The following is a 24,023-nucleotide window of genomic DNA, read 5'->3' as shown; positions in this document are numbered from 1 at the left end:
TCGCCACAGGCGAAAGGGCGATTGGCAGTTTTTTGCGCATGGATCGGAGACCACGATGACACAACCGGTAGCGATGACAGAACTATGGCGTGGACCGTTGCTGGAAAGCCTGCACCTGGGCCACGCGGTGATTTGTGACGATGCCGGTCAGATCGTGCAAAGCTGGGGCGATCCGCAGGCGGTAATCTATCCCCGATCTTCAGCCAAGATGATACAGGCACTGCCTCTGATCACCTCGGGTGCCGCAGCGAAATACGGCCTGACTTCCGAACATCTGGCGCTGTCCTGTGCCTCACATAGTGGTGCGCATATCCATACGGACCGCGTCTCGGCATGGCTGAATCATCTTGGTCTGGCTGAGCCCGACCTGCGTTGCGGTCCGCAAGAGCCGCAAGACATGGCCGCGCGGGACGGGCTGATTTTGGCCGATGACACGCCGTGCCAGATTCATAACAATTGCTCGGGCAAACACTGCGGCTTCCTGACCGTTGCGCAGCATATGGGGGCCGGCCCCGAATATCTTGAGATCGACCATCCGGTTCAGCAAGCCTGCCTCTCTGCTTTTGAAGAAACCACTAGCGAGACCAGCCCTTGTTATGGAATCGACGGATGCTCGGCCCCGAACTTCGCCACCTCTCTGGTGGGACTGGCCCGCTCGATGGCCTGGTTTGCATCCGCAGCCGACCGGTCGGACCGGGCAAGTGATGCCGCGCAGCAGTTAACGTCCGCTATGATGCAGCACCCCGAACTGGTCGCAGGTGAAAACCGCGCCTGCACCGAACTTATGCGCGCCATGAATGGTCGTGCAGCAATCAAAACCGGGGCTGAGGCCGTCTTTGTAGCCATCATCCCCGAAAAACGCATGGGCGTCGCGCTGAAGATCACCGATGGCACTACCCGCGCCAGCGAATGCGCCATTGCCGCCATTCTGGTCAGCCTTGGCGTGCTGGAGGCCGATCACCCGGCCACCCGCAAATTCATGAACGCCACGCAATACAGCCGCCGCGGGCTAGATTGTGGTGTGATCAAACCAGCGCCGGGTTTCCCCGGCTAAGGCTCACATCTCGATCTCGTGCACCTCGGCCACCTCGACCGAGCCCGAACCATTCACCACCATTGGACAGCCCTTGGCCATCTCGGTCGCGGCATCAATGCTGTCGGCCTTGATGACCGTAAATCCCGAAGCCGGGTTCGCGCCGCCATTGTCGACAACGCCGCTGATGCTCACGGTGTAAGACTGACCCACCGGGTTGCCCGGAATATCCAACGCTTCACCCATATTCTGAAACCACGCGCCCCACGCGGCCATGGTGGCTTCGACCTCGGCGGGGTCGGTTGGGGTATGTCCCCCATGATAGACAAACAAATATTGGGGCATATCGCTCCTCCCTTATGAAAACCTACTTCAATTGCGCTTCCAGCTTACGCAGCGACGATGTCCAACCCTGATTGTGGTTCGCAGCTGCTTCGGCATCCGCCAGTTCCCGGTGATCCAGAGTCAATCGTGACCCGGATTCCGTGGCCGCCACGGAAAAGGTGACGTGGCTTTCAGCTCCGCGTTGATCCTGATCGTCATGCCAAGCCCAGGTGAGTCCAACCGATTTTGGCGGATCAACATGGGTTACATGACCAGAAACCTTATATGTCTGACCCTCGCTATTCTCCATGACCGAAAACCACGGCCCGGTGCGGGAAAAATCCAGATTGTGCTCGGTCACGTGGATCCCTTCAGGACCCCACCATTGCAACAGTTTTGCACCATCGCTGACCCATGCAAACAAATCTTCGGGGCTGACGGGAAATTCCCGTTCCAGTTTCAGGTCGGCCATGAATTCTCCCTTTCGATAATTTCACCGAGGCGATCGAGGCTGCTCTCCCAGAATTGCCGTTTTGAGATCGTCCAGTCAGCAATGGCCCGCAGGCCTTCGGGGCGGATGGAATACATCCGTTGCGTGCCCTGCACACGCTGCTGCACCAGCCCGGCTTCGCGCAGTACCTTCAGATGGCGTGATATCGCGGCACCGGAGATGCCGCGCCCCTCAATCAGATCACCGGCAGGCAACTCTCCCTGATCCATCAGTTGCTCGACAATCGAGAACCGGGTGGCATCAGACAATGCGGAGAAACTGGTCAGAAGCGTGCTCATGACTATTATTTAACACAAATGTTAAATAATGAAAACCCTGTTATGCTGCGGCGAAATCGGAACGGCCGTATCCTTGCAGATAAAGCAGCGCCGTCAGATCGCCGTGATTGACCCTGACATCGCATTCGGCCGCAACCGAGGGCTTGGCATGCAGCGCCACACCGGTCCCTGCCCGGCCCAGCATGCCCAAATCGTTGGCCCCGTCACCCACGGCAATCACATCGCTTTCAGCAATGCCCAAACGGGTCGAGATCTGCTCTAACGCCTCAATCTTGGCTTGCCGTCCCAAAATGGGTCGTTGTACATCACCGGTCAGCTTGCCGTCTTCGGCCAGCAAAGTGTTGGCCCGATTCTCATCAAAGCCCAACTGCGCAGCAACGCGTGCGGTGAAAGCCGTAAATCCGCCCGATACCAATGCGGCATAGGCCCCGTTCACCCGCATCGTCGCCAACAGCACTTTGCCGCCGGGCATCAGCGTGATCCGTTCGTTCAGCACCTTGGAGATAACGCTTTCGTCCAGCCCTTTCAGCAAGCCCACACGCTCGGTCAGCGCGCCTTCGAAGTCCAGCTCACCATTCATCGCGCGCGCCGTGATATCCTTGACCCGTTCACCGACGCCTGCTTCATCGGCCAATTCGTCGATGCACTCTTGCTGGATCATCGTGCTGTCCATATCGGCCAGCAACATTTTCTTGCGGCGCCCTTCTGATGGCTGAACCACCAGATCTACGCCGACCTGCTGAAGATCCGCCCAGACATCCCATCGGTTATCCGGCATCTCGGGCATGGAAAACTCGGCCGCCTCATCGGGGCTCAGCCAGATAGCATCGCCCCCGCCCCAGGCATTGCGCAGAGACTCGACCAAAGCCTGTTCGAGCGTCGGCGCATTCGGATTGGTCAGCAGGGTGGCTACGTACATATTCGATCTCCGGCAAGTTCCCCTGCGAGATATCGCAGGGGTCGATGTTTCGCCAGAGACAGTTTGACCTAACCCAGAATACCCGGCAGACGCAGCCCATGTTCCCGTGCGCAATCTTTCGCGATCTCGTACCCTGCATCCGCGTGCCGCCACACGCCTGAGGCGGGGTCGTTCCACAGTACCCGCTCCAGCCGCCGCGCGGCATCGTCAGTACCATCGGCGCAGATCACCACACCGGCGTGCTGGCTGAAGCCCATTCCCACACCGCCGCCATGGTGCAGCGACACCCATGTCGCGCCACTGGCAGTATTGATCAGAGCATTCAGCAACGGCCAATCCGACACCGCATCCGAGCCATCAAGCATGGCCTCAGTTTCACGGTTGGGGCTGGCGACCGAACCCGAATCCAGATGATCGCGCCCAATGACAACCGGTGCTTTCAACTCTCCATTGGCGACCATTTCGTTGAAAGCGAGCCCAGCACGATGCCGATCCCCCAGCCCGATCCAGCAAATACGCGCAGGTAGACCCTGAAACGCGATGCGTTCCTGCGCCATGTCCAGCCAGCGATGCAGATGCTCATTTTCGGGAAACAGCTCCTTCATCTTGGCGTCGGTTTTATAGATATCCTCGGGGTCGCCTGACAGCGCACACCAGCGGAACGGGCCAATGCCTTTACAAAAGAGCGGGCGGATATAGGCGGGGACAAAACCGGGGAAGGCGAAGGCATTCTCAAGCCCCTCGTCCTGCGCCACCTGGCGAATGTTGTTGCCGTAATCCAGCGTCGGAACGCCCGCGTTCCAGAAATCGACCATCGCCGCCACATGCTGCTTCATCGAAGCGCGCGCGGCTTTTTCCACCGATTTAGGGTCTGTTTCGCGCTTCTCGCGCCACTGCGCCATAGACCACCCTAAAGGCAGATAGCCGTTGATCGGGTCATGGGCGCTGGTCTGATCGGTGACGATATCCGGGCGCATGCCGCCCTCGGACATACGACGGTAGATTTCAGGGAAGACCTCAGCGGCATTCCCCAACAGGCCAACAGATTTCGCCTCACCCGCCTTGGTCCAGCGGTCGATCATCTCAAGCGCTTCGTCCAGCGTTTCGGCTTTTTCGTCGAGGTACTTGGTGCGCAAACGGAAATCGATACTGTCCGGGTTGCACTCGACCGCCAGACAGCACGCCCCCGCAAACACTGCAGCCAGCGGCTGCGCGCCACCCATGCCGCCGAGCCCCCCGGTTAGAATCCACTTACCGGTCAGATCGCCGTCGTAGTGCTGACGGCCAGCTTCGGCAAAGGTTTCATAAGTGCCCTGAACGATGCCCTGCGTGCCGATGTAAATCCACGAACCAGCGGTCATCTGGCCGTACATCATCAGGCCCTTCTTATCGAGCTCGTTGAAATGATCCCAGGTTGCCCAATGCGGCACGAGGTTGGAATTCGCAATCAGCACACGCGGCGCGTCCTTATGTGTACGGATGATGGCGATGGGCTTACCGGACTGAACGATCAGGGTTTCGTCCTCCTCCAGATCCTTCAAACCGGCCACAATAGTATCGAAATCCTTCCATGTCCGCGCCGCGCGTCCGATGCCGCCATAGACCACCAGCTCATGCGGGTTTTCGGCTACATCGGGGTGCAGGTTGTTCATCAACATCCGCAACGGTGCCTCGGTCACCCAGCTTTTGGCGTTCAGCTCAGGGCCGGTCGGGGGGAAAACATCACGGGTGTTCTTGCGAGGGTCGGTCATGGCGTTAGCTCCAATGCAGTGTCTTGGATGGCGTCCAGAATGTCGTATAGCCAGCGGCGCAGACGTGTCGCCTTATTGTCGTCAAAGGCCCAAGGTGCAGCTTCCGAGGTCAGATAGGTCGATTGGGCAAGTTCCATCTGAATCGCATGCATCCCTTCGGCAGGGCGGCCATAATGGCGGGTGGTCCACCCCCCTCGGAAGCGGCCATTCAAGACCGTGCTAAAGGGTGAAGACGCAGCAAATTCGTTCGTAATAGACTCGATTTCAGGCGCGCAGGTTACGCCGCCATCCGTGCCGATATTCAGATCGGGCAAGGTGCCTTCGAACAGAAAGGGAATTCGGCTGCGGATCGAATGGCAGTCGAACAGGATCGCAAAACCATGCTTGGCTTTGACCCGCTGCAACTCTTCCTCCAACGCCGCGTGATATGGCGCATGATAGGCTTGGCGGCGCGCTTCGATCTCATCCGCAGATGGCTCTTGCCCATCTTTCCAGATCGGCTGCCCGTCAAAGTCGGTCAAAGGCACCAGAGTTGTTGTATTTTGACCGGGATACAGGGACACGCCCAACGGGTCGCGGTTGCAGTCGATCACATAGCGATGAACATGCGATTGCACCACGGTCGCATTCTGCAATAGCCCATCATAGAGCCTGTTTATGTGCCAATCCGTATCTTTCAGGGACAGCCCGTTTGCATTCAGCCGCTCAGCAACTTCTGGTGGCACATAGGTTCCGCCATGTGGTTGGCCCAGAACAATGGGGCCATCCCCCCTTTGAACCTCAAACACCTGCATCAGACCAATCCCGGCATCGACACTTCGGACGCCTGCAGAACGGCCCCATCGGCGATCAGGGTACGCACCTGCTCCAGTTCAGGCGCGAGATAGCGATCCTCGGCCAGCGACGGGATATCGGCCCGCAAACGGCTGATCACACGCTGCAGCGGCGCGCTGGTTTGCAGAGGTGCGCGGAATTCAACGCCTTGTGCAGCGCAGAGCAGCTCGATCCCAAGAATATAGTTCAGGTTCTCGACCATCCGCGCCAATCGCCGCGCGCCATGGGCGGCCATCGAGACGTGGTCCTCCTGATTGGCCGAGGTGGGCGTACTGTCGGTCACGCACGGATTGGCCAGATGTTTGTTCTCGCTCATCAGTGCGGCGGCGGTGACTTCGGCAATCATCAGGCCCGAGTTCAGGCCCGGTTGCGGGGTAAGGAACGGCGGCAGATCGAAGCTGAGCGCCGGGTCTACCATCAGGGCAATGCGACGCTGGGCAATCGCTCCGATCTCGGACAGGGCCAGCGCGATCATGTCGGCGGCGAACCCTACCGGCTCGGCATGGAAATTCCCGCCCGAGACAATCGCCTCGGGGTCAGTCAATACCAATGGGTTGTCTGTGGCCGCATTCGCCTCGATCACCAGCGTCGACGCGGCCTGCCGGATCACATCCATGGCCGCACCCGTCACCTGCGGCTGGCAGCGGATGCAGTATGGGTCCTGCACGCGTGTATCGCCGTCACGATGGCTTTCGCGGATTTCCGACCCGTCTAGCGCCGCGCGCATGGCAGCGGCGGCCTCAATCTGGCCCCGATGACCGCGCAGGGCGTGGATTTCCGGCTGCAAAGGCGCAGTCGACCCCATGATCGCATCGGTTGAGGCCGCTGATACCACCAAAGCATTCTGCGCCGCGCGCCAGCCTTCGAACAGGCCAGCCAGCGCATAAGCGGTCGAAAACTGGGTGCCGTTGATAAAGGCCAACCCTTCCTTGGGTCCTAACTGAATCGACTCTAACCCAACGGATTTGAGCGCTTCGGCCCCCTGCAGAACCACGCCGTTCACCTCGGCCTCACCTTCACCGATCACGACCGCCGTCATGTGCGCCAATGGGGCCAGATCGCCGGATGCCCCGACCGAACCCTGTGCCGGAATCACAGGCGTGACGCCGCGCGCCAGCATCTGCTGCAGCAGCTCGATCAAGTCCCAGCGTACGCCAGATGCGCCGCGCCCAAACGAGAGCAGTTTGAGCGACATCATGAGCCGCGCCAGCCGGCGCGGTACGGACGGACCAACACCGCAGCAATGGCTGAGGATCAGATTACGCTGCAGGGTCGAGGTATCCTCGGCCGCGATCTTGTGGCTGGCCAGCTTGCCGAACCCGGTGTTCACTCCGTAAACCGGGTCAGACCCTTGCGCCGCCTGCGCGATGCGCGCCGCTGCGGCCTCGGCTTTGGGTCGGCATGAGGCATCCAGCAAGATCGGAACCTCGGACCAATAAATTTCCTCAAGCTGAGCCAGCGAAACCTGACCCGGAACGAGGGATAAGGGCGTCATTGCAGACCTCCGAATATGCGAGTGTGCAGAGGATTGAAGCCGATACGATAGGACAGTTCAGCAGGATGCGTAACATCCCAGACCGCCAGATCGGGGCGCAGCCCGGCGGTGATCACACCGGTATCGTTCAGACCCAGGGCGCGCGCAGCGTTGCAAGTCACGCCTGCAAGTGCCTCTTGTGGCGTAAGGCGGAACAGGGTGCATCCCATGTTCATCGTCAACAGCAGCGATGTCAGCGGCGATGAGCCAGGGTTGCAATCGGTGGCCAGCACCATCGGAACACCCTGTTCGCGCAACGCCTCGATCGGGGGCAGTTGGGTTTCATGCAGCGTATAGAAGGCCCCGGGCAGCAGAACCGCAGCCGTGCCCGCCTGCGCCATGGCCGCAACCCCTTCGGCATCGAGGTATTCGATGTGATCGGCAGACATGGCACCGTATGAGGCCGCCAGCTTGGCACCACCCAGGTTGGACAACTGCTCGGCATGCAGCTTGACCGGCAAGCCCAGCTCTCTCGCGACCTGGAAAACGCGCTCGATCTGTGCCGGGTTAAAGGCAATGCCCTCACAGAACCCATCGACCGCATCTACCAAACCTTCGGCATGGGCCGCGCGCAGGGTCGGAATACAGATCTCTTCGATATAGGCATCACCACGCCCGGCATATTCGGGCGGGATCGCATGCGCCCCGAGAAAGCTGGTCTGAACGCGAACAGGCCGTTCCTGCGCAATCCCTCGCGCAGCGCGCAGCATGCGCAGTTCAGTGTCGGTATCAAGCCCATAGCCGGACTTGACCTCGATACAAGACACGCCCTCGGCCAGCAGGGCGTCCACACGCGGCAGAGCGCCTGCGAGCAAGGCCCCTTCCGACGCAGCGCGGGTGGCGTTGACCGTCGATAGAATACCGCCCCCTGCACGCGCGACTTCTTCGTAGGTTGCACCGTTCAAACGCATCTCGAACTCAGCGGCGCGATTGCCACCAAAGACCACGTGTGTGTGGGCATCGATCAAAGCCGGTGTGATCAGGCGGTCACCAAAATCGGTGCAGGACAGGTCAGCGTAAGATTGCGGGAGCTCGGACCACGACCCAACCCAGACAATACGATCCCCTTCAACGACCGCCGCACCATCTTCGATCAATCCATAAGGATGCCCGGCTTGCATGGTGGCAATGTGCTTGCTGCGAAGAATGGTTTTTTTCGTCATGGCGATTCTTTTGGGCTCCCCCTGCGCTTGGTTTTTTCGTATACGTGTATTAATGTAAAGTCTACACAAATTGGAAATGCCATGACGGTTCATGCTAAGACCGCCTTGTTAGGCTCGGATTGGGTGCGCGATCTGCGGGTCGAAATCACCGACGGGCGGATAACCTCGCTTGAACCGCAGAGCGTGGCACAACCCAACGACACCCGTGTCGACGTTCTGCTGCCTGCGCTGGGAAACCTGCACAGCCACGCATTTCAGCGTGCCATGGCCGGAATGACCGAAGTACGCGCTGCCGGGCGTGAAAGCTTCTGGACATGGCGCACCCTGATGTATCGCTTTCTGGATCGTCTGACGCCTAAGCAGATCGAAGCCATCGCTGCGCTCGTCTTCATGGAGATGCAGGAGGCCGGTTATGCCTCGGTCGGAGAGTTCCACTATGTCCATCATCAACCGGGCGGCGCGCCCTATGCGCAGCTGACCGAGCTGAGCCAGCGTATATTCGCAGCCGCCGACCAGACCGGGATCGGTCTGACGCATCTGCCCGTCCTCTACACCTATGGCGGGGTCCGGCAGGAGGCATTGGTCGGAGGCCAGCTGCGGTTTGGTAATGATGTTAATCAGTTTCTACGTCTGGTGGATGAATGCCGATCCACCCTGCCCCATATGGACAGCCACATTGGCATCGCGCCGCATTCCCTGCGGGCAACAACGCCGGATGATCTGAAAAATGTGCTGGCACAGACACCTCAGGGCCCGGTTCACATCCATATCTCGGAACAGGTGCAGGAGGTTGCCGATGTCGAGGCCGCGCTCGGCCAGCGCCCGGTTGCATGGTTGTTGGACAATGTCGAGGTCAACGCACGCTGGTGCGTCGTTCACGCGACTCACATGACCGATGCTGAGTCGAGCGCGCTCGCACGCTCGGGTGCGGTCGCCGGATTGTGTCCGATCACCGAGGCCAATCTGGGCGACGGTATTTTCAACGGCGCGGTCTATATTGAAAATGGCGGGGCGTTTGGTGTCGGATCAGACTCTAACGTGCGCATTTCGCTGCCCGAGGAGCTCCGAACATTGGAATACTCTCAGCGGCTGCGCGACAAGGCGCGTACTGTGCTTGTCCCAGGCGAAGGCTCAGTGGGACATGGGCTCTATACTGGCGCGGCACGCGGTGGTGCGCAGGCCCTTGGTCGCCAGGCAGGCGAGATCGCTGTCGGTAAGCTGGCCGACCTGGTGGCGATAGACCGGGCCCACCCGACCTTGTGTACCTTGCGCGATGACCAGTTGCTCGATGGCCTGTGTTTCGCGGCACCCGATGGCACCGTAACCGATCTGTGGTCTGCAGGGCGTCATCAGGTGCGCGCCGGTCGACATATTGCCCGTGACGCCATCCTGGCGGCCTATCACAGCGCGATGACCGATCTGTTGGCTGACATTTGATTCATACCCCGATAACCAGATTAGACATGACTCAAAGCAGCGACACCACCAGCTATAAGGACATCAAGGAAACCGTCCTGCGCCGTATTCGTTCGGGCGAATGGCAGCCGGACACGCTGCTGCCCAATGAACAGGCACTTGCGGTCGAGTTTTCGTGCACCCGCACGACCGTAAACCGCGCGCTGCGCGAGCTGGCAGACGAAGGCTATCTGGAGCGCCGCCGCAAAGCCGGAACCCGTGTCCTACGCGCACCGCAGAGGCAGGCGCGCTTCACCATTCCGCTGATCCGGGATGAGGTCGAAGCGATGGGCGGCACCTATCGCTATGCGCTGGTCTCATCCGGGGCTCAACTGGCCCCCGATTGGCTGAGCGCCCGGTTGGCGCTGCAACCCGGACAAAGCGTGATGCATGTCCGCTGCATGCATTACTCCGGCAATACCCCGTTTCAGTTCGAGGACCGCTGGATCGTGATCGAGAGCGTCCCGAAGGTGGAACAAGCCGATTTCAGCAAAATCGGACCCAATGACTGGTTGGTGCAAACCGTGCCCTTCACAAATGTCGAACTGACCTTTCTAGCCAGCCGCGCCGACCCTACGATCGCCGGTTTCCTCGACGTGCCGGAAGGAGAGCCGGTCTTTACCGCCGAGCGCATCACATGGCTGCAGGGTCACCCCGTCACCTTTGCCAAGATGTATTTTTCTGCCGGGTATCGAATGACCACGCAATTCTGACCCCAAGCCGTATCATATCTGCCTCAGGAAGCGCGAAGAGCTGGCACCTAAGGCTTCAGCAATACACGCCCCTTATCCGTCAGTTCCCAGCACATGTCGCCTTCAAACACAGTGACGCCAACCGGGCGGCCATAGCCCGCACCACTGTCCAGATTGATCCGATGGCCATAATGCGTCACCCGATCTACCGGGGTATGTCCATGCACGATCAGTTTCGGATGCGGTCCGGGATGTGCATAGAATGCCTGCCTGATCCAGACCAAATCGCTTTCTTGCTGGGCATTCAGCGGCACACCGGGCCGAATTCCGGCATGCACGAAGGCCAGATCCGGTGTCTGGTGCATCATCACCAAACCGCGCAGAAAAAGTCGATGAGCGTCCGGCACGACACCCATCGCCATCGCGTGCACATCCTCTAGCCGCGTTTGCAGCTCAAAGACCACGTCGTAGCTGCGCAGAGTCTCAATCCCCCCCAAACGATCATGGAGCCAGTGGTAGCCGACCAGCAAATGTGGATCGTGGCGCGGGATATCCTCAAGGAACCAGGCAAACATCCGGTCATGATTTCCAAGCAGTGTGATCCAGCGCTTGCCCGCATCACGCCCTGCAATCAACCGATCCAGAACGCCCCGGCTGTCCGGCCCCCGATCTACATAATCGCCCAAAAAAACAACCTCCGCCTCCGGGCCACCATCGCTCTCGATCAGAGACACCGCACGTTCGAATTCGTCGACACGCCCGTGAAGATCACCGATAGCATAAATTGGGTTGGTCATCTCTTTCCCCTTAGGCCGGTGCAGCTGCAGCCGTTCTGCCGCAAAATCAGCGCGTTGAAAAGAGGATGCCCGCGCCGGAACCGGCACGGGCGTCCATAGTTATCATAAACGAGCCGCCGGTATCAAACGACGTCAAATTCCAACGGTTTGATCTGAGTGAACAGGCCGGTCTCAGCCAATTTTGCACGCGCCTCTGCCGGAACGGGCTCATCCACATACAGGAGCGCAATGGCCTCGCCCCCAGCCTCGGACCGGCCAAGAGTAAAGTTGGCAATGTTCACGTCGTTCTCGCCCATCGTCTGACCCAGCGCACCGATGATACCCGGCACGTCCTCGTTAGTGGTGTACAGCATATGCGCCCCGATCTCGGCATCGATATTGATGCCCTTGATCTGGATGAAGCGTGGCTTGCCATCACTGAACACGGTGCCGCCGATCGAGCGCTCTCGCTTCTCGGTGACGACCGTCACCTTGATATAACCCTCGAACGCGCCGGATTTGTCCTGATTTGTGGTCGAAATCTGGATACCCCGCTCTTTTGCGACGACTGGGGCAGAAACCATGTTCACCTCGGGGTTGAACTTTTTCATGATCCCCGCGACGACCGCGCAGTTCAGCGCGGCCAGATTCATCTCGGCGGCCACACCGTCGTAGAGTATGTTGATCGCCTTGATCGGTTCGTCTGTCATCTGACCGATGAAACTACCCAGATGCCCGGCAAGCTTGATCCAGGGGCCCATGACTTTGGCCTCTTCGGCCGTCACGCTGGGCATGTTGAGCGCGTTTTCCACCGCACCGGTCAGCAGATAGTTCGAAATCTGCTCGGCCACCTGCAGCGCCACGTTCTCCTGCGCTTCGGTCGTCGCAGCACCCAGATGCGGTGTGCAGACCACGTTGGGCAAGTTGAACAACGCGTTTTCTTTCGCGGGTTCTTCGCTGAACACGTCAAAGGCCGCACCGGCGACATGACCGGATTGCAACGCCTCGGCCAGCGCATCCTCATCGACCAGACCACCACGCGCACAGTTGATGATGCGCACACCTTTCTTGGTCTTTGCGAGGTTCTCACGGCTCAGGATGTTGCGAGTCTGATCGGTCAGCGGCACGTGCAGGGTGATGAAATCGGCCCGAGCCAGCAACTCGTCCAGATCGACCTTCTCCACGCCCATCTGTGCGGCTTTCTCTTCGCCCAGATAGGGGTCATAGGCGATGACCTTCATCTTCAGACCCAAGGCGCGTTCGCAAACGATTCCGCCAATATTGCCCGCTCCAATTACACCGAGAGTCTTGTTGGTCAGCTCGATGCCCATGAACTTAGACTTCTCCCACTTGCCAGCATGGGTCGAAGTGCTGGCCTCGGGGATTTGCCGTGCCACTGCAAACATCATCGCAATCGCATGCTCGGCGGTGGTGATCATGTTGCCGAAAGGTGTGTTCATCACGATCACACCTTTTTTCGACGCAGCCTCTTTATCGATATTGTCAGTACCGATCCCGGCACGGCCGATGACTTTCAGTTTTTCGGCCTGCTCCAGAATGGTTGGTGTAACCTTGGTAGCCGAACGGATGGCAAGGCCGTCATACTGACCGATCACCTCGGCCAATTTATCCTTGTCCTTGCCCAGATCGGGCATGAAATCCACGTCAATGCCGCGATCACGGAAGATTTGCACAGCCGTTTCGCTGAGCTTGTCAGATACGAGTACTTTGGGGGCCATTTCTCTGGTCCTTGAATTATATGGAAGGTCCGGGCCACAGGCGGGCCCAGAATTTTCGTCGAAAATTCTTGTCAGGCAGCTGCCGACTGCGCTGCGATCTCGGCCTCAAAAGCCCAGGCCAACCAGGGCAGCATCGCCTCGATATCCGAGGTTTCAACCGTACCACCGCACCAGATACGCAGGCCCGCAGGCGCGTCGCGATAGGCGCCGATATCCAGCGCGATGTTCTCGGTTTCCAGTCGTTTCGCCACAGCTTTTGCGAATACAGCACCGTCTTGAATGCGTGCGTCCGTGAATTTCAGACAGACCGAAGTATTCGACTGAGTCGCCGCATCTTCAGCCAGATTGGCAATCCAGTCGTTTTGGTCGCAGAACGCGTGCACCGCACCGGCATTGGCATCAGCACGCGCGATCAGCCCTTGCAGCCCACCAACCGAACGCGCCCAGTCCAGCGCGAACAGGTAGTCCTCAACTGCCAGCATCGAGGGCGTGTTGATCGTCGCGCCGGTGAAAATACCATCAATCAACTTGCCGCCTTTGGTCAGGCGGAAGATCTTCGGCAGCGGCCAAGCGGGCGTATAGTTCTCAAGCCGTTCAACCGCGCGGGGGCTCAGGATCAGCATCCCGTGGGCCGCTTCGCCACCCAGCACCTTCTGCCAGCTGAAAGTTGTCACATCCAGCTTGTCCCAAGGCAAATCCATCGCAAAGGCCGCCGAAGTTGCATCGCAGATGGTCAGCCCCTGACGGTCATCAGCGATCCAATCGCCATTGGGAACCCGCACGCCCGAGGTCGTGCCGTTCCACGTAAACACCACATCATTGGCGAAATCGACCGAAGCCAGATCGACGATCTGACCGTAATCTGCGGTTTTCACCTCGGCATCGATCTTCAACTGTTTGACTACGTCAGTGACCCATCCGGATCCGAAACTCTCCCAAGCCAGCATCTCAACCTTGCGTTCGCCCAGAAGCGACCACAGGGCCATCTCAACCGCGCCAGTGTCCGAGGCGGGAACGATGCCGACCTTGTAGTCCGCCGGAATGCCCAGAACCTCACGCGTGCCTTCGATGGCCGCTTTCAGCTTGTCCTTGCCTACAGCCGCGCGGTGCGAACGACCCAATGCAGCATCGGCCAGTTTCGACAGATCAAATGTGGGGGGTTTGGCACAGGGGCCCGAGGAAAAACGCGGATTTGCCGGCCGCGTCGCCGGTTGTTCGATAGTCATCTGTATTACCCTTCCAGATACACGCCCCTCGTTGGGGAGGGGTGTCCCACGCACAGGCGTATGGGGCGCTCGCACCTGCAGCAAGCGAAAAAGACGCTTCGCTGGGTAAAAACGACACGCAAAAGGGGTTCAAATCAGAACATCGGTTTCCGATTGGCGAAAAACCCCGCCGATTTTGGCGGGGTTTTGTTGTATTATTCTGCGGCTTCTTCGTATTCTGACATGGGGGGGCATGTGCAGATGAGGTTTCTGTCGCCGTAAGCGTTGTCGACGCGGTTGACGGGGGACCAGTATTTGTCGACGCCCATCGAGCCCGGAGGGAAGCAGGCCTGTTCGCGGGTGTAGGGGCGGTCCCAGTCGCCGACCAGATCGCGCACCGTGTGGGGGGCGTTTTTCAGCGGGTTGTTCTCCGCGTCGATCTTGCCGTCGATGATGTCCTGCGCCTCGGAGCGGATCGAGAGCATGGCGTCGCAGAAGCGGTCCAGCTCGTCCTTGGGTTCCGATTCCGTGGGCTCGACCATCAGGGTGCCGGCCACGGGCCAGGACATGGTCGGGGCGTGGAAACCTGAATCAACCAGGCGTTTGGCCACGTCATCCACGGTCACATGCGCCTCGGCGTCCAGCGGACGGGTGTCGAGGATGCATTCATGCGCTACGCGACCCGTTTCCGAGGTATACAGGATCGGATAGGCATCCTGCAGACGCGCAGCGATGTAGTTGGCGTTCAGGATCGCCACCTTGGTCGCCTGCGTCAGACCCGCGCCACCCATCAGCAGCACATAGGCCCAGCTGACCGGCAGGATCGAAGGCGAGCCAAAGGGTGCCGCCGAGACCGGACCCACGGCAGTGCCGTATTCCGGATGGCCGGGCAGATGCTCTTCCAGATGCGCCTTGACGCCGATCGGACCCATGCCGGGGCCGCCGCCGCCATGCGGGATGCAGAAGGTCTTGTGCAGGTTCAGGTGGCTGACGTCACCGCCCACATCGCCCGGACGCGCCAGACCGACCATGGCGTTCATGTTGGCCCCGTCGATATAGACCTGACCGCCGTGATCATGGGTGATCTGGCAGACCTCCTGCACGGTGGTCTCGAACACGCCATGGGTCGAAGGGTAGGTGATCATGCAGGCGGCCAGATGATCGCTGTGCTTCTCAGCCTTGGCGCGGAAGTCTGCGACATCGATGTTGCCCTTGTCATCCGCCTGCACCGGCACAACCTGCCAGCCCACCATCTGCGCCGAGGCCGGGTTGGTGCCATGGGCCGAGGTTGGGATCAGGCAGACATTGCGATGCCCTTCGCCGCGGGCGAAGTGATAGTTGCGGATGGTCAGCAGGCCCGCATATTCGCCCTGCGCTCCCGAGTTGGGCTGCTGGCTGATCGCGTCATAGCCGGTGATCTGGCACAGCTTGTCGTTCAGATCGTCGATCATCTCGTGATAGCCCTGCGCCTGATCTTCGGGGCAGAACGGGTGCAGGTTGCCGAACTCGGGCCAGGTGACCGGGATCATCTCGATCGTGGCGTTCAGCTTCATGGTGCAGGACCCCAGCGGGATCATCGCCCGGTCCAGCGCCAGGTCGCGGTCGGCCAGACGGCGCATATACCGCGTGATCTCGGCCTCGGCCCGGTTCTTGTGGAAGATCTCGTGGGTCAGGTAGGCGCTTTCGCGCAGCGCATGTTCCGGCAGGCGGTAAGCCACGTTCGAGCTGTCATCCTTGCGGTCGATGCCGAAGGCACCCCAGACCGCCTCGATGGTCTCCGGCCGGGTCTGTTCATCCAGGCTGATGCCCACTTTGGTCTCGCCAACCTTGCGCAGGTTGACGCCGCGGGCCACGGCGGCTTCCATGACGACGTTCTGCAGATGGCCGACCTCAACCGTGATGGTGTCGAAGAACACTTCCGGCTCAACGGCAAAGCCCGCCTCTTCCAGACCAGCGGCCATGCGCGAGGTCTTGCGGTGCACCGACTGCGCGATGGCCTTGATGCCGTCGGGGCCGTGATACACGGCATACATCGAAGCAATCACTGCCAGCAGCGCCTGCGCGGTGCAGACGTTCGAGTTCGCCTTTTCGCGGCGAATGTGCTGCTCGCGGGTCTGCAGGGCCAGGCGGTAGGCCTTGTTGCCCCGGCTGTCGATGCTGACGCCGATGATCCGGCCCGGCATCGAGCGCTTCAGCTTGTCAGTGGTTGCCATATACGCGGCGTGCGGGCCGCCATAGCCCATCGGAACGCCAAAGCGCTGGGTCGAGCCGATGGCAATATCCGCGCCCATCTCGCCGGGCGACTTCAGCAGCGCCAGCGACAGGATATCGGCGGCGACAATCGCGATGGCCTTGTGTTCATGCAGGGCGGCGATTTCCGATGTGAAGTCGCGCACATGGCCGTGGGTGCCGGGATACTGGAAGATCGCACCAAAGACCGCGCCTGCATCCAGCGTGTCCGGATCGGCGACCTGAACCTCGATGCCCAGAGGCTCGGCGCGGGTTTTAATGACCGCGATGGTCTGCGGGTGGCAGTTCTTGTCGACGAAGAAGGCTGCGTTGTTGGCCTTGGACCGGCCGCCGCGCTTGGCCATGGCCATCGCTTCGGCCGCAGCTGTGGCTTCGTCCAGCAGCGAGGCGTTGGCCACATCCAGCCCGGTCAGGTCGCTGACCATGGTCTGGAAGTTCAACAGCGCCTCAAGCCGGCCCTGGCTGATCTCGGGCTGATAGGGCGTGTAGGCGGTGTACCAGGCCGGGTTTTCCAGAATGTTGCGCAGGATCGGCGCCGGCGTCGTGGTGCCGTAATACCCCTGACCGATCAGCGAGGTCAGAACCTTGTTCTTGCTCGCCACCTCTTTCATGTGGAACAGAGCATCGCGCTCGGTCATCGCCGGGCCCCAGTCCAGCGGCTCTTTCTGCCGGATTGCGGGTGGAACGGTGGCGTCGATCAGCTCGTCCAGCGTCTTGAAGCCGATCACCTTGAGCATGTCGCGCATCTCGGTCGGGCTGGGCCCGATATGGCGACGGTTGGCGAAGTCATAGGCTTCGTAATCGGTCAGTTTGAAGGCCATGTGTGCGCTCCTCAAGGATAGGTCAGACCCGGCGGAGACTGCGGGAGCCTTCGGCGGAGATATTTTTAGCCAGATGAAGGGCGGATCCGTGACTGGACCCGCCATTTGGGTTTATCCGATGAAGGCCTTGTAGCCAGCTTCGTCCATCAAATCTTCGAGCTGCGACGCGTCTGTGATCTTGATCTTGTAGATCCAGGCCTCGCCCTCGGGGTCCTCGTTCAGCGCGCCCGGGGTGTCGGCCAGCGCCTCGTTCACCTCGACGATCTCACCATCGACCGGGGCATAGAGCTCGGATGCCGCCTTGACGGATTCAATCACGCCGATCTCACCATCTTTCTCGAACTCGTCGCCAACTTCCTGCTGCTCGACGAAGACCACATCGCCCAGCTGTTCCGCCGCATGTTTGGTGATGCCCAAAGTGGCCGTGTCACCGTCAACGGTCAGCCATTCGTGCTCTTCGGAATAATAGGTTGCCATATGTCTCTCTCCTGACTTCAACGCTTGTAATTCTGGGTGACGAAGGGCAGCGCAACGATCTCGGCCGGTTGCGGCTTGCCCCGGATGATCAGGTTCACCGCCTCACCCGGCTCGCCATGGCCTTTGCTCACATAACCCATCGCCACCGGTCCGCCCACCGTGGGGCCAAACACGCCCGAGGTGATCTGGCCAATGGTATTGCCCTCGGCGCACTGGATCTCAACGCCCTGACGCGCCGGTGCGCGGCCTGTCGGTTTGATACCGACCAGCTTTTGGCGGGGCCTTCGGCCAGTTCCTTTTGCACCCGGTCGGCCCCCGGGAAGCCGCCCTCTTCCTTGCGGCGCTTTTGCATCGCCCAACCGAGGCTCGCCTCGACCGGCGAGGTGCTCTGATCGATGTCATTGCCATAGAGGCACAGACCCGCCTCGAGCCGCAGGCTGTCGCGCGCGCCCAGACCGGCCGCTTCGCAATCCTCATGCGCCAGAAAGGCCTTGCTGATCTCGATGGCCTTGTCCTCGGGGATCGAGATCTCATAGCCATCCTCACCGGTGTAGCCCAGCCGCGAGATGCGGCATTCGACACCCAAGATATCCGCCACGGTGGTTTCCATGAACTTCAGATCCCGCGCGGCAGGGCAAAGCGCGCCCACCACATCTTCGGCCTTGGGGCCCTGAACCGCCACCAGCGCACGATCGAAGATCTCAGTCACCTCAACGCCGTCCAGATTGGCCTGCATATGCGGAATATCCTGATGCCGCAGCGCCGCGTTCACCACCACAAAGTAGTGATCCCCCGCATTCGACACGATCAAATCGTCCATGATCCCGCCGTCTTCGTTCGTAAAGAACCCGTACCGCGCCTTGCCTTCCTTCAGCGTCGCATAGGCCTGCGGGCACAAAGCTTCCAGCTTCTCACCCACATTCTCGCCCCGCAGAATAACCTGACCCATATGGCTCACATCAAACAACGCCGCCTTCTCACGACACTGCTTATGCTCACCCATTATCCCCAAGGGATACTGAACAGGCATCTCCCAACCAGCAAAATCAACCAACTTACCTCCCAACTCAACATGTAGTTCGTAAAGGGGGGTGCGTTTTAGTTCGGTCATGGCGGGTACCTTCATTTTGTATCTAATGGCTGCAACGCATGCCCATCAGTCTGACCCAAGCTACGCATATTGCAACGATTCAGCCTTGGAATTCAGGAATTCTCCAGCATCTCAAAGCGTCAGTATACGGGCGTATGCATCAATAATGTTCCTATAGGAAACTTTTTTCCGTTAGGCAACACTCCATATACGCCGCCCATGGAAACACAACGCATATCAGAGGGCATGGTGCGTTTGAGTTTTGCTTAACGCAGGTCAAACTGCTGTAAAATTTGTATTTTCACTGCGCTTTATCGCGCAGATCACCTCAAGGCCTGAACAGCGTGATCCAGCACGCGAAGACCCGCGACCAGGTCATCTTCGGCCGTATCCTCGGCGAAATCATGGCTGATTCCGTTGATTGATGGCACGAACAGCATCGCAACCGGCATGAGCCGCGAGACATTGGTAGCGTCGTGCAATGCACCCGATGGCATCCTGCGCCATTTGCCAGGCGCGACCGCTTGCGCGCCCGCCTCCAGCGCGCCGCGCAGGGTTGGGTCCATGCTGACTGGTTCCAGCCCCAACATCGGGCCGTAACTCAGCTCCATCCCCAGTTCCCCGGCCACCTGTTGCGCGGTGGCCCGGATGATCTCTTCCATACGCACCAGCCGGTCGGCATCGCCATCGCGCCATTGCATCGAGAAGCGAACGCGACCCGGCACGATGGAGGACGCGTTTGGATGCAAATCAACGCGCCCGATGGTCCAGACGGTTTGCGGCGTGACGACATTGCGAAACAGGTCATTCAGACGCGCGTTGAATAAAGACAGCGCTTGAAACGCATCGCGGCGCAGATGCATCGGTGTGGTTCCGGCGTGGTTCTGCTGCCCCTCGAAGGTGATCGACATGTCGCGAATGCCGACGATATCGGTCACGACTCCGATCTGTTCTCCAGCAGCATCCAGCGCGGGGCCTTGTTCAATATGCATTTCGATAAAGCCGTTGAACCGCGCGGGATCGACAAAACCTTCAGCAAGCCCGGCCATCGATGCCCTTGCCGTGCCAAAGCTGATGCCCGCGCCATCCGTCAGACCGTCTGCCTTTGCCAGAGGCAATCCACCCGACCAGACCGCCGACCCAGTGGTGACGCCGAACCGCCCTTCTTCGTCCTGAAAGCTGACGACCGAGACAGGCCGGTCACTGGAACGCGCGATTTCCAACGCTGCAATGACCCCCAAAGCGCCGTCCAGCCAGCCGCCTTCGGGTTGACTGTCGGAATGCGACCCCATCAACAGCGACGGCCTTTCGGCCAGACCAAACAGGCTCCCAACCGGATCAAAATGCGGTGTCAGACCGGCATCGCTCATGCGCCCAGCCAACCATTGGCGCGCGGCAATGTCGGCCTCGGAATAGGCAGGGCGGACAACGCCCTTGCCAACACCCGAAGATCCGAAAGACCGCAGCTTGTGCAAATCGGCCAGAAACCGTGTGTGATCAACAGCCATGGGTCCTCCCTCTCGGAGCGACCATAACGATAAAGCGCACCGGGCACAGGAGTTTTTTGAAGCGCATGCGAAACCCCTCTGGCCCCGGCCCCGAACCTGCCCTAAGACGTCAGACCAAGAGGGATCGTCATGTCACATATTACACTGGTGCGCCACGGGCAGGCCAATACAACCGCGCGGGATGAGCTGAGCTATGACAGGCTCAGTGATTTGGGCCATCAGCAGGCACGTTGGTTGGGTGCGCATTTGCGTGACACGCGCACCCACTATCCCCGCGTTTATTGTGGCACCCTGAACCGTCATGTGGAAACCGCAAACAGTATGGGGTTGTCCGAGCCGATCCGTGACGCGCGGCTCAACGAGATCGAGTATTTCACCCTCGCCCAATTGTTTCACCAGCAGCACGGGGTCGAGGTTCCGACCGACCGCGAAGGCTTTGTCGAACATCTGCCGCGCACCTTCTCTGCCTGGTCCCGGGGCGAGATCGAGGATGCGCCAGAGACCTTCGCAGAGTTCGAAACGCGTGTATCTAATGCCCTGCACGACATCGGCACCGAGGGTGGGCCGGCAATCATCGTGACCTCGGGCGGGTTGATCTCGATGGTGGTGCGGCAGGCCATGGGCTTGAACATTCCGTCGATGGCGCGAGTGGCCCTTGCCATCATGAATACGTCGATGCATCGTCTGCACCCGATTGGCACACAGCTAAGCCCCGTTCTGTTCAACGCTGTGCCTCATCTGGAAGCGCCCGACCGGCAATACGCGCAGACCCACCTTTAAGGAGGCCCCGATGCAGCTTTACTATGCCCCACGCACCATCTCGATCGCCGTCGCGATTGCATTGGAAGAGGCAGGGCTGGACTATGAAGCCATCAAGCTGGATTTTGCCGGGGCCGAGCAGACCATGCCCGCCTATAAGCAGATAAATCCCAAGGGCCGGGTTCCAGCGCTGGCGGTCGAGGGCGGCATCCTGACCGAAACCGGCGCGCTGCTGGACTATATTGCAACCATCGCCCCACAGGCCGGGCTGGTCCCTGAAGACCCGGTAATGGCCGCGAGGATGCGTGAGGTGATGTATTATCTGGCCTCGACCATGCATGTGAACCATGCCCACAAGTTGCGCGGGCCCCGTTGGGCAGACAAGAAATCCAGCTGGAAGGACATGAAGGACAAAGTCGCACAAAACATGACCGCGTCCTGCGACTATATCTCGTCGAACGGGCTGCGTGGGCCGTTTGTGTTGGGCGAGGCGTTCTCGCTGGCCGACGCTTATCTCTATGTGGTTTGCAGCTGGCTGGAAGGCGATGGCGTTGACGTCTCAGCCTTTCCCAAGATCGTCGCCTTCCGTGAAGCGATGGAGGCCCGGCCCTCGGTACAGGCGGTGCGCGCCGCCGGAATGCTCTGACAAAAGGAATAGGAATGACACATCTCTGGGTCCGGGCAGAACAACGCCCGAACGAGGAACGGGTCGGACTGACCCCCGAAGGCGCCGCCGCCCTGATCGCCGCAGGTATCCGAGTGACGGTCGAAGAAAGCTCCGTCCGGGCCATCCCGATTGATGGATATAAGGACGCGGGCTGTGAGATCGCGGCTGAGAATTCCTGGCCAGATGCGCCGCGTGACGCGATTATCTTCGGCCTAAAGGAACTGCCCGAGGACGGCACGCCCCTGCCCCACCGCCACATCATGTTCGGCCATGCCTATAAGGGTCAACATTCCGGTCGCGCGCTGTTGCAACGTTTCAAGACTGGCGGCGGCACGCTTTATGATCTGGAATATCTGGTCGAGGAAGGTGGCCGCCGGGTTGCCGCCTTTGGCTATTGGGCCGGTTATGCCGGGGCTGCGGTCACGCTGAAAACATGGGCCGCTCAGCAACGAGGCGAGGAATGCCCGTCCGTTGGTGTTTACGGCAACAAAGATGCATTGAACTCCGAACTGCTGGCCGAACTGGACGCTACGGGTGCGGCGCGTCCTGACTCCATCGTCATCGGAGCTTTGGGCCGTGTGGGCACCGGAGCCGCAGACCTCTGCGAGGCCATGGGTGTCAAAGTCACCAAATGGGACATGGCCGAGACCGCAAGCGGCGGGCCTTTCCCGGAAATCCTGAACCACGACCTGTTCCTGAATTGCATCTTCGCGCGCCCCGGCACCCCGGTCTTTGTTCCGCGCGAAGCTCTGACCGCACCACGCAAGCTGACCGCCATCGGCGATGTCGCCTGCGACCCGGACAGCGATTACAACCCGGTGCCGGTATATGACCGCGCCACTACGTGGGATGCCCCTGCTCTGCGCGTGGCGACCGACCCGGTGATGGACGTCATGGCCATCGACAACCTGCCATCGATGCTGCCGGTCGAAAGCTCGGAAGACTATGCGGCGCAATTGCTGCCGTCTTTGCTGACCCTGACCGATCTGGACAGCGGTGTCTGGGGCCGGGCAGAAGCAACTTACAAAACTCATATCGAAGGGATCTGAGCGATGACGATTCACTGGTGTGGTACCGGCCTGTCGGCCATCCCCGGCCTGCGGCGCCTGATCGAAGGCGGGCACAAAGTAACCGTCTGGAACCGAACGATCGACAAGGCCAAGGCCGAGGTCGGAGACCTGACCGATGACATCCGGGCGTTCGACATCGACGCTCTGGGCGAGGTCTTGGAAAAAGGCGACGTGATCGTCTCCATGCTGCCGGGTGATTGGCACGTGCCGCTGGCGGAGCTGGCGATCTCGAAAGAGGTCAATTTTGTCTCATCCTCTTACATCGCGCCCGAGATGCGCGCATTGGATGACAAAGCACGTGAAGCGGGTGTCGCGCTGGTCAATGAGGTCGGATTGGACCCGGGCATAGACCACCTGATGGCGCACGCCCTGGTCGCAGACTACCGCGCTTCAGACGCGTTCGATGCGAAGAACCACCTAAGCTTCATCTCATACTGTGGCGGCATTCCCAAGAACCCCAACCCGTTCCGCTACAAGTTCAGCTGGTCGCCCTTGGGTGTGCTCAAGGCGCTACGCTCACCATCGAAATCGATCCGCGACTACGCTCCTCTGGACGTCGCCCGCCCGTGGGATGCGATCACCAGCTATATCGCGCCGCTGCCGACACCGGAAAGCTTTGAGGTCTACCCCAACCGCGACTCGCTCCCTTTCATGGCCGAGTATCAGTTCGAGGTTCACTGGCCGGTCAAGGAATTCGTCCGCGGCACCTTGCGTTTGAATGGCTGGGCCGATGCCTGGTCGGATGTGTTCACCGAGATCGAAACCCTCTCGGAACCCGAAGGCGACGCCCGCCTAAAAGAGATGTCCGACCAGTTCTGGGCCGAGAATGCCTATGACGAGGGCGAGCCTGACCGCGTGGTATTGTGTGTTGGGCTGAAGGCCGAAGAGGACGGCATTCCGGTCTGGAACAAAACCTATGTCATGGACGCCTGGGGCGATGCGCGCGGCACTGCCATGGCGCGCCTGGTCTCAATCCCGGTGTCACTGGCCGTCGAGGCGGTGCTGAACCGCGCCATCCCCGCCGGTGTCCACGCGGCCCCCAGCGATCCAAAACTGGTACAGGGCTGGATGAGTGAAATCGACAGGTTAGCACAACATCTGCAGGTCGTTGATCACCTTGCCTGAAACAGAGAAACAGCCATTCCCGTAGCACGGGAATGGCTGTTC

General features: G+C 60.0%; 21 protein-coding genes and 1 pseudogene. 7 read left to right on the top strand and 15 right to left on the bottom strand.

What is annotated here, in order from left to right; all coding sequences use genetic code 11:
• Positions 1-55: 55 nt before the first annotated feature.
• A complete protein-coding gene (locus ACR3EM_RS16165; protein ID WP_480471663.1) occupies positions 56-1,054 on the top strand; it encodes an asparaginase in 999 nt (332 codons plus the stop codon).
• Positions 1,055-1,057: 3 nt separating this feature from the next.
• Here the strand turns inward: ACR3EM_RS16165 and ACR3EM_RS16160 are convergent, their stop codons facing one another.
• The 8 genes from ACR3EM_RS16160 to hutI form a co-directional block, all read right to left on the bottom strand.
• On the bottom strand, positions 1,058-1,378 hold the full coding sequence (locus ACR3EM_RS16160; RefSeq protein WP_480471662.1) for a YciI family protein: 321 nt from the start codon (positions 1,376-1,378) through the stop codon (positions 1,058-1,060).
• Positions 1,379-1,400: 22 nt separating this feature from the next.
• Positions 1,401-1,829 (bottom strand): SRPBCC family protein, encoded by a 429-nt coding sequence (locus tag ACR3EM_RS16155; RefSeq protein ID WP_480471661.1) that lies wholly within the window; start codon positions 1,827-1,829, stop codon positions 1,401-1,403.
• Complete coding sequence (locus ACR3EM_RS16150; protein WP_480471660.1) at positions 1,817-2,146, bottom strand: ArsR/SmtB family transcription factor; 330 nt, start codon at positions 2,144-2,146, stop codon at positions 1,817-1,819. The genes ACR3EM_RS16155 and ACR3EM_RS16150 overlap by 13 nt, the downstream gene beginning before the upstream one ends.
• A 40-nt stretch (positions 2,147-2,186) precedes the next feature.
• Positions 2,187-3,065 (bottom strand): phosphoserine phosphatase SerB, encoded by an 879-nt coding sequence (gene serB, locus ACR3EM_RS16145; protein WP_480471659.1) that lies wholly within the window; start codon positions 3,063-3,065, stop codon positions 2,187-2,189.
• A gap of 68 nt (positions 3,066-3,133) precedes the next feature.
• Complete coding sequence (hutU, locus tag ACR3EM_RS16140; RefSeq protein WP_480471658.1) at positions 3,134-4,816, bottom strand: urocanate hydratase; 1,683 nt, start codon at positions 4,814-4,816, stop codon at positions 3,134-3,136.
• Positions 4,813-5,610, bottom strand: a complete 798-nt coding sequence (hutG, locus tag ACR3EM_RS16135; RefSeq protein WP_480471657.1) for an N-formylglutamate deformylase — start codon at positions 5,608-5,610, stop codon at positions 4,813-4,815. The genes hutU and hutG overlap by 4 nt, the downstream gene beginning before the upstream one ends.
• Positions 5,610-7,145: a histidine ammonia-lyase gene (hutH, locus tag ACR3EM_RS16130; RefSeq protein WP_480471656.1), complete on the bottom strand. Its 1,536-nt coding sequence runs from the start codon at positions 7,143-7,145 to the stop codon at positions 5,610-5,612. The genes hutG and hutH overlap by 1 nt, the downstream gene beginning before the upstream one ends.
• Positions 7,142-8,347 carry an imidazolonepropionase gene (gene hutI, locus ACR3EM_RS16125; RefSeq protein ID WP_480471655.1) on the bottom strand — a complete coding sequence of 402 codons (1,206 nt, stop codon included), beginning with the start codon at positions 8,345-8,347 and terminating at the stop codon, positions 7,142-7,144. The genes hutH and hutI overlap by 4 nt, the downstream gene beginning before the upstream one ends.
• Positions 8,348-8,428: 81 nt before the next feature.
• Between hutI and ACR3EM_RS16120 the strand changes: the two genes are divergently transcribed.
• Together ACR3EM_RS16120 and ACR3EM_RS16115 are read left to right on the top strand one after the other, a co-directional pair.
• On the top strand, positions 8,429-9,784 hold the full coding sequence (locus ACR3EM_RS16120; protein ID WP_480471654.1) for a formimidoylglutamate deiminase: 1,356 nt from the start codon (positions 8,429-8,431) through the stop codon (positions 9,782-9,784).
• A gap of 26 nt (positions 9,785-9,810) precedes the next feature.
• Entirely contained in the window at positions 9,811-10,515 is a 705-nt protein-coding gene (locus tag ACR3EM_RS16115; protein ID WP_480471653.1) for a GntR family transcriptional regulator, read from the top strand.
• Positions 10,516-10,562: 47 nt separating this feature from the next.
• Here the strand turns inward: ACR3EM_RS16115 and ACR3EM_RS16110 are convergent, their stop codons facing one another.
• The 7 genes and pseudogenes from ACR3EM_RS16110 to ACR3EM_RS16080 form a co-directional block, all read right to left on the bottom strand.
• A complete protein-coding gene (locus ACR3EM_RS16110; RefSeq protein ID WP_480471652.1) occupies positions 10,563-11,291 on the bottom strand; it encodes a metallophosphoesterase in 729 nt (242 codons plus the stop codon).
• A 122-nt stretch (positions 11,292-11,413) separates the two neighbouring features.
• On the bottom strand, positions 11,414-13,009 hold the full coding sequence (gene serA, locus ACR3EM_RS16105) for a phosphoglycerate dehydrogenase (RefSeq protein WP_480471651.1): 1,596 nt from the start codon (positions 13,007-13,009) through the stop codon (positions 11,414-11,416).
• Between the two features lie 71 nt (positions 13,010-13,080).
• On the bottom strand, positions 13,081-14,235 hold the full coding sequence (locus tag ACR3EM_RS16100; protein WP_480471650.1) for a phosphoserine transaminase: 1,155 nt from the start codon (positions 14,233-14,235) through the stop codon (positions 13,081-13,083).
• A gap of 194 nt (positions 14,236-14,429) precedes the next feature.
• Positions 14,430-17,285: an aminomethyl-transferring glycine dehydrogenase gene (gcvP, locus tag ACR3EM_RS16095; protein WP_480471649.1), complete on the bottom strand. Its 2,856-nt coding sequence runs from the start codon at positions 17,283-17,285 to the stop codon at positions 14,430-14,432.
• A 111-nt stretch (positions 17,286-17,396) separates the two neighbouring features.
• On the bottom strand, positions 17,397-17,762 hold the full coding sequence (gene gcvH, locus ACR3EM_RS16090) for a glycine cleavage system protein GcvH (RefSeq protein WP_480471648.1): 366 nt from the start codon (positions 17,760-17,762) through the stop codon (positions 17,397-17,399).
• Positions 17,763-17,779: 17 nt separating this feature from the next.
• Positions 17,780-18,873 (bottom strand): annotated as a pseudogene (gcvT, locus tag ACR3EM_RS16085) (glycine cleavage system aminomethyltransferase GcvT).
• Between the two features lie 302 nt (positions 18,874-19,175).
• Positions 19,176-20,360 carry a Zn-dependent hydrolase gene (locus tag ACR3EM_RS16080; RefSeq protein ID WP_480471647.1) on the bottom strand — a complete coding sequence of 395 codons (1,185 nt, stop codon included), beginning with the start codon at positions 20,358-20,360 and terminating at the stop codon, positions 19,176-19,178.
• Positions 20,361-20,489: 129 nt separating this feature from the next.
• Here ACR3EM_RS16080 and ACR3EM_RS16075 point away from each other — a divergent pair, with 129 nt between their 5' ends.
• The 4 genes from ACR3EM_RS16075 to ACR3EM_RS16060 are packed head-to-tail and all read left to right on the top strand — an operon-like array spanning position 20,490 to position 23,981.
• Positions 20,490-21,140 carry a histidine phosphatase family protein gene (locus tag ACR3EM_RS16075; protein WP_480471646.1) on the top strand — a complete coding sequence of 217 codons (651 nt, stop codon included), beginning with the start codon at positions 20,490-20,492 and terminating at the stop codon, positions 21,138-21,140.
• A gap of 10 nt (positions 21,141-21,150) precedes the next feature.
• Positions 21,151-21,765, top strand: coding sequence for a glutathione S-transferase family protein (locus ACR3EM_RS16070; protein ID WP_480471645.1), 615 nt, complete (start codon positions 21,151-21,153; stop codon positions 21,763-21,765).
• A gap of 14 nt (positions 21,766-21,779) precedes the next feature.
• Positions 21,780-22,835: a saccharopine dehydrogenase gene (locus ACR3EM_RS16065; RefSeq protein WP_480471644.1), complete on the top strand. Its 1,056-nt coding sequence runs from the start codon at positions 21,780-21,782 to the stop codon at positions 22,833-22,835.
• A 3-nt stretch (positions 22,836-22,838) separates the two neighbouring features.
• The gene (locus ACR3EM_RS16060) at positions 22,839-23,981 is read left to right on the top strand and encodes a saccharopine dehydrogenase family protein (RefSeq protein WP_480471643.1); all 1,143 of its coding nucleotides are present in this window, start codon (positions 22,839-22,841) and stop codon (positions 23,979-23,981) included.
• The last annotated feature ends 42 nt before the right edge of the window (positions 23,982-24,023 follow it).

This window comes from Ruegeria sp. AH3 (genome assembly GCF_056536265.1).
The sequence above is the reverse complement of the archived record's forward strand: the minus strand, read 5'-3'. Positions and strand labels throughout refer to the sequence as shown.

What these genes read in the sequence shown, in the direction of transcription:
- ACR3EM_RS16150 (WP_480471660.1), bottom strand. Translation starts at nt 2,146, where the DNA reads ATGAGCACGCTTCTGACCAGTTTCTCCGCATTGTCTGATGCCACCCGG.
- hutH (WP_480471656.1), bottom strand. Translation starts at nt 7,145, where the DNA reads ATGACGCCCTTATCCCTCGTTCCGGGTCAGGTTTCGCTGGCTCAGCTT.
- ACR3EM_RS16120 (WP_480471654.1), top strand. Translation starts at nt 8,429, where the DNA reads ATGACGGTTCATGCTAAGACCGCCTTGTTAGGCTCGGATTGGGTGCGC.
- ACR3EM_RS16060 (WP_480471643.1), top strand. Translation starts at nt 22,839, where the DNA reads ATGACGATTCACTGGTGTGGTACCGGCCTGTCGGCCATCCCCGGCCTG.
- ACR3EM_RS16110 (WP_480471652.1), bottom strand. Translation starts at nt 11,291, where the DNA reads ATGACCAACCCAATTTATGCTATCGGTGATCTTCACGGGCGTGTCGAC.
- gcvP (WP_480471649.1), bottom strand. Translation starts at nt 17,285, where the DNA reads ATGGCCTTCAAACTGACCGATTACGAAGCCTATGACTTCGCCAACCGT.
- ACR3EM_RS16155 (WP_480471661.1), bottom strand. Translation starts at nt 1,829, where the DNA reads ATGGCCGACCTGAAACTGGAACGGGAATTTCCCGTCAGCCCCGAAGAT.
- ACR3EM_RS16070 (WP_480471645.1), top strand. Translation starts at nt 21,151, where the DNA reads ATGCAGCTTTACTATGCCCCACGCACCATCTCGATCGCCGTCGCGATT.
- ACR3EM_RS16080 (WP_480471647.1), bottom strand. Translation starts at nt 20,360, where the DNA reads ATGGCTGTTGATCACACACGGTTTCTGGCCGATTTGCACAAGCTGCGG.
- ACR3EM_RS16075 (WP_480471646.1), top strand. Translation starts at nt 20,490, where the DNA reads ATGTCACATATTACACTGGTGCGCCACGGGCAGGCCAATACAACCGCG.
- ACR3EM_RS16165 (WP_480471663.1), top strand. Translation starts at nt 56, where the DNA reads ATGACACAACCGGTAGCGATGACAGAACTATGGCGTGGACCGTTGCTG.
- ACR3EM_RS16160 (WP_480471662.1), bottom strand. Translation starts at nt 1,378, where the DNA reads ATGCCCCAATATTTGTTTGTCTATCATGGGGGACATACCCCAACCGAC.
- hutI (WP_480471655.1), bottom strand. Translation starts at nt 8,347, where the DNA reads ATGACGAAAAAAACCATTCTTCGCAGCAAGCACATTGCCACCATGCAA.
- serB (WP_480471659.1), bottom strand. Translation starts at nt 3,065, where the DNA reads ATGTACGTAGCCACCCTGCTGACCAATCCGAATGCGCCGACGCTCGAA.
- hutG (WP_480471657.1), bottom strand. Translation starts at nt 5,610, where the DNA reads ATGCAGGTGTTTGAGGTTCAAAGGGGGGATGGCCCCATTGTTCTGGGC.
- ACR3EM_RS16100 (WP_480471650.1), bottom strand. Translation starts at nt 14,235, where the DNA reads ATGACTATCGAACAACCGGCGACGCGGCCGGCAAATCCGCGTTTTTCC.
- ACR3EM_RS16065 (WP_480471644.1), top strand. Translation starts at nt 21,780, where the DNA reads ATGACACATCTCTGGGTCCGGGCAGAACAACGCCCGAACGAGGAACGG.
- gcvH (WP_480471648.1), bottom strand. Translation starts at nt 17,762, where the DNA reads ATGGCAACCTATTATTCCGAAGAGCACGAATGGCTGACCGTTGACGGT.
- hutU (WP_480471658.1), bottom strand. Translation starts at nt 4,816, where the DNA reads ATGACCGACCCTCGCAAGAACACCCGTGATGTTTTCCCCCCGACCGGC.
- ACR3EM_RS16115 (WP_480471653.1), top strand. Translation starts at nt 9,811, where the DNA reads ATGACTCAAAGCAGCGACACCACCAGCTATAAGGACATCAAGGAAACC.
- serA (WP_480471651.1), bottom strand. Translation starts at nt 13,009, where the DNA reads ATGGCCCCCAAAGTACTCGTATCTGACAAGCTCAGCGAAACGGCTGTG.